General features: G+C 43.4%; 5 protein-coding genes and 1 pseudogene. 3 read left to right on the top strand and 3 right to left on the bottom strand.

The genetic code is table 11. The annotated features are described in order from the left end of the window. Nucleotides 1-53: 53 nt before the first annotated feature. Nucleotides 54-524, top strand: a pseudogene (locus tag ACED42_RS20095) (acyltransferase); the annotation flags it as partial. Between the two features lie 149 nt (nucleotides 525-673). Here the strand turns inward: ACED42_RS20095 and ACED42_RS20090 are convergent. The 3 genes from ACED42_RS20090 to glgX all read right to left on the bottom strand — a co-directional run bounded on the left by ACED42_RS20090 (nucleotide 674) and on the right by glgX (nucleotide 5,539). Further along, the gene (locus ACED42_RS20090; RefSeq protein ID WP_371703904.1) at nucleotides 674-1,417 is read right to left on the bottom strand and encodes a tRNA (adenine(22)-N(1))-methyltransferase TrmK; all 744 of its coding nucleotides are present in this window, start codon (nucleotides 1,415-1,417) and stop codon (nucleotides 674-676) included. Nucleotides 1,418-1,570: 153 nt separating this feature from the next. Continuing rightward, the gene (locus ACED42_RS20085; RefSeq protein ID WP_371703902.1) at nucleotides 1,571-3,313 is read right to left on the bottom strand and encodes a diguanylate cyclase domain-containing protein; all 1,743 of its coding nucleotides are present in this window, start codon (nucleotides 3,311-3,313) and stop codon (nucleotides 1,571-1,573) included. A 252-nt stretch (nucleotides 3,314-3,565) separates the two neighbouring features. Continuing rightward, nucleotides 3,566-5,539 carry a glycogen debranching protein GlgX gene (gene glgX, locus ACED42_RS20080; protein ID WP_009845870.1) on the bottom strand — a complete coding sequence of 658 codons (1,974 nt, stop codon included), beginning with the start codon at nucleotides 5,537-5,539 and terminating at the stop codon, nucleotides 3,566-3,568. Nucleotides 5,540-5,971: 432 nt separating this feature from the next. Here glgX and ACED42_RS20075 point away from each other — a divergent pair, with 432 nt between their 5' ends. Then, complete coding sequence (locus tag ACED42_RS20075) at nucleotides 5,972-7,378, top strand: carbohydrate porin (RefSeq protein ID WP_017096272.1); 1,407 nt, start codon at nucleotides 5,972-5,974, stop codon at nucleotides 7,376-7,378. Between the two features lie 78 nt (nucleotides 7,379-7,456). Then, the gene (locus ACED42_RS20070; protein ID WP_371703901.1) at nucleotides 7,457-8,338 is read left to right on the top strand and encodes a MalM family protein; all 882 of its coding nucleotides are present in this window, start codon (nucleotides 7,457-7,459) and stop codon (nucleotides 8,336-8,338) included. Nucleotides 8,339-8,399 lie beyond the last annotated feature (61 nt).

Here is an 8,399-nt window from a genome sequence, read left to right as displayed (position 1 = left end):
CATATCACTTACTACCGTTTTTGTTTTAAGTTCCCGCTAATCCGCGATGAACCATTAATAAGGCATGTACTAAGTTCAAATGGGCACCGACAACATTGGTGAATTTTGTTGAAGGGACTCGTGCAAACCACGAGAAACTGGCGACAGCGAAAACACCTTATCGACATCTACTCAAGCCAAAAACCGGCGGTGTGGCGTTTGCTCTGTCTGCTATGGGCCCAATCTTAGATGGTATTGTGGATGTCACTCTGGCTTATCCAGAAAATCAGGCTTCTCCATTTGAAGACATGCTGAAGGGTAAAATGACCAAGGTGGTGGTGCGTATTAAACTGCACCCAATGGATGAGAACGTGAACGGTAATTATTTTGAAGATAAAGCGTTTAAACGTCGTTTCCACAGTTGGTTGAATAATACGTGGAAAGAGAAAGACGACTATCTTGATACGGTTTATGGGGTTGATACGCCCTGTAAGGTTGAAACGACTGATGAATCTGATGTGGCTTATAAGAAACAAGAACAATAAGCTCATACCAAATCGATAGCATCAAAAAAGCCGATAGTTCATTGAACTGTCGGCTTTTTTATTGATTGGGCTTTGTCTACTCAAACAGTGCAGTCAGTGCTCACTATGTTTTAAAGCGCTAAAACAAGGATGGTCAAAGAGTGAGGAAGTTAAATCGCTTGGTAAGCCTCAATGATGTGCTTAACCTGACTGGTTTTGCCTTGCTTCTCTTGTCCTTGATGGATGCGCAAGTAGTGCTGCAATGTTTTGGCTTTGTATTGCAGTGATACTTGCTTCTGTTGTTCACAGTTCGGAGTCCAGATCTTGTCGCCGACGCTTGATATCTCAGTTACCGTTCGGTTATTGCCATTTTCATCTAGATTTTTGTCGCTTTCACCTTGGTTATTGCTGACCAATAAAATCTCGTAGTAACGACGGTTCTCTTCAATTAACACTTCATCAATTAGGCCGAAATTGAGCGCCTTTAAATGATTTCTTAGCTCGAACTGCTGATGAACCGGGCAAAGCAAAAAATCGATCGCTTTGTCTGGATGCTTACAATGAATATCGTCGACGAGCTTTTGTGTTAGATCGCCTCCCACACCCGCAATAATGACTAGATGTCTGCCAGTGTGCTTTTCCAATGGAATCGCTGCGACATCCAAGCAGTAGACTTGCCATTGGCTAGTAACCTTTTGCTTTGCGGTTTCACCTTGGGGAAAGTAACGCGTTAGTTTGCCTTTCAGTTCATTCATCAGAGAAGGGACAATATCGACAAAATGAATCTGCGGTGCTTTGTGGTCAGATAATAGCTGAACACCCAAGAAGCCGTGATCACAACAACAGTCCCAAATATGTTGGTAGTCATTACTGACAAGGGAGTGGAGAGTTTGCAGTCGGTTACTTAGCTTCATAAGGCTCGTATCGTTAAAAAAGGGTATTGTTGTATCGAACGCGCATTGTAATGACTTTCCATAAAAACAAAAGCACCTACGGGATTAATCCTAGGTGCTTTTTCGTTATCGGTATCGTACCAATCGGTGTGATACGAGCGTGTTAGCTAATGTCTACGACGCTTTGGCTACGCCTCTAATGTGACCTTCTACTCGATTCTTTCCAAGTTGTAGTGCGATAAGCTTTGCTTGTTCCGCAAGGGCTAAAGCAGAGTCTGTTTCGCCGTCTATTTGCGAAAACCCGACGCTGATACTGAGTGACAATGTGATATCCGGAGTGACTATGGTTTTCTCGGCGATGCTGACTCGACATTGTTCCAATTGGTGCTTGGCATCCTTCGCATCATTCGCTTTGAATAAAACGGCGAACACCTTATCCCCAACTCGAGCAAGGCAAAGCCCTTTTGGCTTAGGGAAGTAAGAACGCATCGCTTCTGCGGCGAGCTTTATCATCTTGTCGCCAATCGCTTCACCGTAAGCTCGATTTACGTGGTCAAAGTTATCGATATCGAGCAGAGCTACATAGGTATCGGGTTCGCATGCGTAGTTGTCGATCGCGATGTTAAAACTACTTTTGTTGTCTAACTGAGTCATGAGATCTTTACTGCTCAATTGATGGTGGAGCAGTAAGTTAGACAACGAGACTTCCGTGTAATCTTTGATCATGCGTAAAATACTTTGACTGATCGGCAAGGGCGCATTGACGTAAATCACCGCGATTAGCTGGTTACGAGAGTGCAAAGGGATACAGTAGTGGCGTTGGAGTATTTTGAGTTTACGTGCCAATGGATCCGCGTATTTGCTGCTTCGATAAGCCATGGTCTCGGGAGCAAATCGCTCAGCAAGGGCTTTGTCAGAATGTACCCTTGATTTGTTTCCATGATAATCGATGGTACTGAATGAATGGCTCTCTGCTTGATAAAGGCAGAATTGAATGCCTTTTTGATAGGTAAAGCTATTGAATATGGCTTTTAACTCTCGTTTAAAGCTGGCGAGATCATCAACTTTATTCAGTTGAGATAACGACATGTTCAAGCGGTGAGCCAGGTAGTGTGCGCCAATCCATAATAGAAGCAGTGACCCGAGTACCACGCCAGTTAGCGTAAATTGGTGTGAGCTGGTGAGTATGTCGTGACGATCAGTGCCCGAGACGAATACCCAGTTTAAGCTGTTGTCAGCATCAAATACCGTTATTTTGAAATTATCTTGATAGTAGTATTCGTGTTGGCCGACGGTCTCACCTTGCGAGAGCTGGTGGCTGATGCCGGCATGATAGCTGATAGATTTGGAGCCAATGCGTTTCGGATCAGGATGGAAAACCAGTCGTTCGGTTGCTCTATCAACCACAAATACATAGCCACGGTCTAATGTCTTTAAGTCTCTCAGGCCTTGTGTGGTATGCAAAAGGTCAAACTCAATCCATATTTCTTTGTTCAACTGTTCCGTCGTGTGTTTGATCGCGAAAACCCAACGACCATCGGGTTTTTGATAGATAGAAGAGATGTAAAAACCTTCTACAACACTATCTATTGGATTCCACTGGATGGCATCGATCTGCTCATTAGAAAGAGGCAGACCACGAGTTGAAATATATTGTTGGGATTGAGGCTGGTATTGAACAATATCGGAGAAGTTAGGTGTTCTCTTGAGAATATTGTCACTGATGTCCCTGAATTTTTGATCACCGACGGGGCCTGATGTAGATAAGCTTAAACTGGTTTCCAAAAAATAGAGTTTGCCGAATGTGGCTTCGATGTTGGAATTGATGATGGAACTTGCGATACGAATATTTGATAGTGATTGTTCTTTTGCTGTCGTTTCTACTTTTTCAAGTTGAGCTGCAGCAAGATAGAGCATCCCTCCAGTTAATAAAATAATGTATGGTTTAAAAAGCCGAATTAATGTTTTAGGTAAAGCCATGATATCCAAAGACGTTATAGATTCATTTTTATAGTACGGCCATACTAAACAGTTTTCGTAATCACATCAATGCAAAATGTTCCATATAAAAAATTGAGTTTGTGACGTTCAGCTAATAAAAAAGCCAGTTATAAACATAACTGACTTCTATGGCTTCGCGCGTTCTATTAAGCTGGTTTGGCTTTTAACCTAAACCGAATCTGTCTTGTTTGGCGAATAGTGCAAAATTGCCATTGAAACGGGAGATAACAGCATTTCACCTTCGGCATGACCCGGTTTCACGTTTCGCAAGTTGGTATCACAGATGGTTACCCAGTCTTGCTGACGGTCGCTCGGTAAAGAAAATCGAGCCGGTGCGTTGGTTTGGTTGATCAGATAAATCAACTCGTCGCCATCTTTGCCGATGCCTAAATGTAAGGCTACGGAGCTTAAACGGTTCCAATCATCATGTTCCATGATTGTGCCATCAACACGGCTCCAGAATATACGGTTAGAATTACGTTTATCGCCACTGAACGCTTTGATAAACGGCACCATGTATTGCTGACGTGCGGAGATCATCTCAGATAACCAAGCCTTGAAGTAAGTCTTACGCTCGGAATCTTCCCAGTTGAGCCAGCTGGTGACCCCGTCTTGGCAGTACGCGTTGTTGTTACCCTTTTGAGTATGAGATAACACATCGGCCGTCAAAATATGTGGGATACCGAATGCAAATAACAGGCTAGCCATGAAGTTACGCTTTTGCTTTTCGCGTGTTGCGATAACCAAAAGGTTTTCTGTGTTGCCTTCAACACCATAGTTTTCAGAGCGATTATCACCGTGTCCATCGCGGTTGCTCTCACCATTTTCTTCATTGTGCTTATGTTTATAAGAAACAAGATCTTGCATGGTGAAACCATCATGATAAGTGATGTAATTGACGGTTAATTTGTACGGCCAGTGTGCGGCGCTGTAGATGTCACGAGAGCCCATTAAGCGAGTTGCAAACTCTTTTAAGTAGCCTTGATCACCACGCCAGAAGCTACGAGTGATATCTCGCAGTTTGTCGTTACACTCATTCCACCCCAACGGAAAATTGCCAACTTGGTAGCCATTTGGCCCGATGTCCCATGGTTCTGCAATTAACTTGGTTTCTTTCAATACCGGATCTTGGGCAACGGCTTTGAAGAAAGCAGCCTCAGGATTGTAGTTATCGCCTTCGCGCCCCAGTGTTGCTGCCAAATCAAAACGGAAGCCGTCGACTTGGAACTCACTAACCCAGTAGCGCAGTGTATCCATGACTAAGTTAAGTGCTGGTTGGTGGGTGAGGTCGACCGTGTTACCACAACCGGTGAAGTTCGCGTAATGACAGCCATGCTTAATGTAGTAGCGGCTATCCAGTGCTTTTAGGTTGAAGGTTGTACCACCTTCACCACCTTCTGCTGTGTGGTTGTAGACGACGTCGAGAATGACTTCGATACCGTTGCGGTGCAGTTCTCGAATCGCGGTTTTGAGTTCACTTACGGCGTCTTTCTCTGCGTAGCGTGGGTCTGGCACCATAAACAAATATGGATTGTAACCCCAGTAATTCACTTTCCCCATATCCAATAGGTGGGGCTCATGCATACATGCAGCAATAGGTAAAAGTTGTAGAGAATTGATGTTTTGCTGTTTATAGAATGCAAGCATTTCGGGACTAACTAACCCCAAATAACGGCCTTTTGTATTGGTCGCGACTTCTGGGTGAAGTTGAGATAGGCCTTTAACATGGGTTTCGAAAAGAACGGTCTCTTCGCGGCTAATACGCGGCTTTTCGACATCTTGCCAATCGAACGTGTCATCAACTACGAGACACTTCGCCATCGAAAAGCTTTTTTCATTGGTATATGGCGTTGCGTAATCGAGCGGTTCGCTTATTGCTTTAGCGTAAGGGTCGGAAAGTAAGATCGGGCCATTATCAGTTTCAGCAATGAAACCGTATTTTTGTCCCGCTTTAATACCATCAACAAATACATATCTGATATCAGCGTATTCATTTTCCAATTTATAAGTGGTGAACTCATCGTTCTCGTCAAAAAGAGCGAGAGAAAGGGATTTACAGTCAGGGGAATAAATTGAGAAGTTACAGCCAGTGTTACCTAGCGTTGCGCCTAGTGGATAAGGGCGAGCGAGCGTTCTAGTCATTGCTTGATTTCTTGTTCGTTTATCAACATCAGTGAACTATTAGTAAAAGGCTTTGTCCCATTAAGGTCAAGCAACTTCATAGAATAAATTTTGTTGAAAAATAATTCATCGATGAAGTTCAAATTATATATTTGAAGTAGATCTCACTTATGCTGAATAATTAGATCTGTGTGCTGTCTACTCCTCCTAGATTAAGTGATCCAACCCTTTAAAATACCATTCTGTATAAGCTCTACTCCCTTCTCATCCCCCTTAATTTAGTTCGGGGTGGAGGAAGTCAAACTTGTCATCCCCTCTTAATATTGGCTCCGTTGAAACGAATCAGGGGAAACCCTAAACCTCTCTATCTTACGCCCACCATTACTGCCTTTGGTTGTCGCAAGAGAGCAAAAATATAAAACCTAAAATAAATCGTCCTTAATGGAGTTAAGAATGAAAAAAGTAAGTTTGATTGCTGCTGCAGTGGCTTCTGCACTTGTCGCTGGTTCAGCGTTCGCAGAAAATGACGTTGCACTTGATGTAACAAGTGGTGACTCTGCAATGGAAGTAGAGGTGAAAAACCCTACTGACGTTATCACTGACGGCTGGGAAGTTCACGGTTACATGTCTTCTAACGTTCGTGTTGTCGACGGTAAAACAGTAGACACTGAATTCGGTAAGCCAGATTACAAAACAGCGGGTACTCACGGTAAGAGTACTAACCAAGTTGAATTTGTAATTAAGAAGCACTCTGAGTACCAAAATGGTGTGTGGGCGGACTACGTTCTTCGTACTGAATATGGTAACGGTAACTCATACGCTTATTCTTCTGAAGGCGGACAAAAGAAGAATGATGATTCTCAGTTCGAAGTAAAAGAAGCTTTCGTTGAGCTCGGCGGTATTTTAGGTGAAGACACTTCTATTTGGGGTGGTCAACGTTACCTAAACCGTGCAGCAGGTCTTTTATCTGGTGAGTTCTGGAAACAATCATCTGGTATTGGTGCAGGTATTCAAACTAAGCTTGCAGGACATACTGCTGGTATCGCTTATGTAATGGCTGATCCTGATGCAGGTTCTGCAGATTCTTATGCGATTGACTGTAAGCAAAAAGATGGCACTACATCGACAGATCCTAATAAATGTAAAGTTAATAAAAACGGTGCAAAAGAAAGAGAAACTCTCTCTTCTATCGATTTGTACTACTACGGCGTGGATGCGGGTATCGGCAGCCTAGACTTTGACTTTAAATATGGTCAGAAACACATTAATAATGGTGAGGATCAAGATGGTTTCGGAGCTGCTGTAACACTAAACACAAGCTACTATGGTCTAGACGGTTGGACTCAAAATGCCATTGCTTATGGTTCTGGTGTAATGCAAAACCGTGGTGTTAACTTCGGTGGTTGGTCTGGCGGCGATGATAAAGCTGAGTCTCTATTCTTAACTTCTTACGGTGTACTAAACATTTCAGAAAGATGGCAGCTAGGTACGGAAGCTGTGTACTTTACAGCTCTTGACCAATTGTTTGGTGCTGACGGTTTGACTCGTTACATGGTTGCTGCTCGTCCTTCTTACAAGCTGAACGACAACGTTCGTTTAGAAGCAACGGCTTCTTACGGTCACGAAGAGGGTGATGAAGGTTACTTTGGTGGTCGTACTGGCGATGCTGTAGAGAGCGATATTCTTAACCTAGAAATTGCAACTGCATTTACAGCGAACTCTGACTACTTCGGTCGTCCACAAGTTAAGCCTTACATTAGCTACATTAAAGCTGATGATGAAGCAAGTGCTAAACAAATTGGTATCGATAACGGTAAAGACGAATTTGTATTCGGTGTACACACTGAAATTTGGTTCTAAACCGTTTAAAGTATAAGGCAGCCATTGGCTGCCTTTTTCCGTTTCCCCCAACAACAACCAATAGTGAGAGAGATTACAATGACAAATAAAAGCTCTATGTTAGCCGTGGTACTAGGTGCCTTGCTAAGCGGTTGTGCTTCCGATGCTCAGGTTCAAACTAAACTCGATGCACCCACTAATGCAGAAGTATGCTGCAGCGATTTTTCGCAGTACCCATACGCACAATTGAATGATAATGAAGATTTAAAGTTTGATATCGACTTGGGATCACCTGTCGGTACATTTACAACAGGTAATAGCCACTTTGCAGCGTTCAAGTTCAGCGAGCGCTCAGGGGAGATGGTCGTTAAGCTATCGAGCTTAATGATCGATGATTCAGTTTTTGCTCCAGAAGCCATGCTTCTAGATGAAAACTTTAAGCTAGTGCAAACATTGAAGTTTGAAGACTTTAAGGTTCAGGCATCCGACGCTTTTACTCGCACGAGTTACATTGAGCGCTTGCGTATTGATGCGAGTAAGACACCTTATATTGTTATCTACACGCCTGCTGATGAGCTTGGCAATAAGGTGAAAGTTGATCACCCAGCAAAGGTGCGAGCAAAAGAATTTGGTGAGGTGATGCCTATGGTCACCGATCCGGTATACACGAATCAATTAGGTGGTCGTTTAGAGTTAGAAATTAAAACTTTAAAACTTCGCCCTTACCGAGCTAAACCTGCCGTAGCGCCAGTCGTTGCTGCCCCTGCCGCTATGGCAGCGACTGCAACAGCTGTTGTACCGAAGAAAGCAGACACGCAGATACGTGTGCAGCAAGAGACAAAAGACTTCTATTTGTCTGCTATACAAAATGCGGTGAAGTCAGGTGATATACCCAAAGCTTTAGGTTTGTTAGATGAAGCGAAGGCGCTTAATGTTGAAGGTGCACAAGAAGCTTTTGTGCGAGCCGTCAACGCAAAATAGCTTGTTAGCTTGTTAGCTTGTTAGCTTGTTAGCTTGTTAGCTTGTTAGCTTGTTAGCTTGT

The organism is Vibrio sp. FF145 (genome assembly GCF_041439075.1).
Lineage (GTDB): Bacteria > Pseudomonadota > Gammaproteobacteria > Enterobacterales > Vibrionaceae > Vibrio > Vibrio tasmaniensis_A.
Note: the sequence above shows the minus strand (reverse complement) of the source record. Positions and strands in the feature narration are given on the sequence as shown.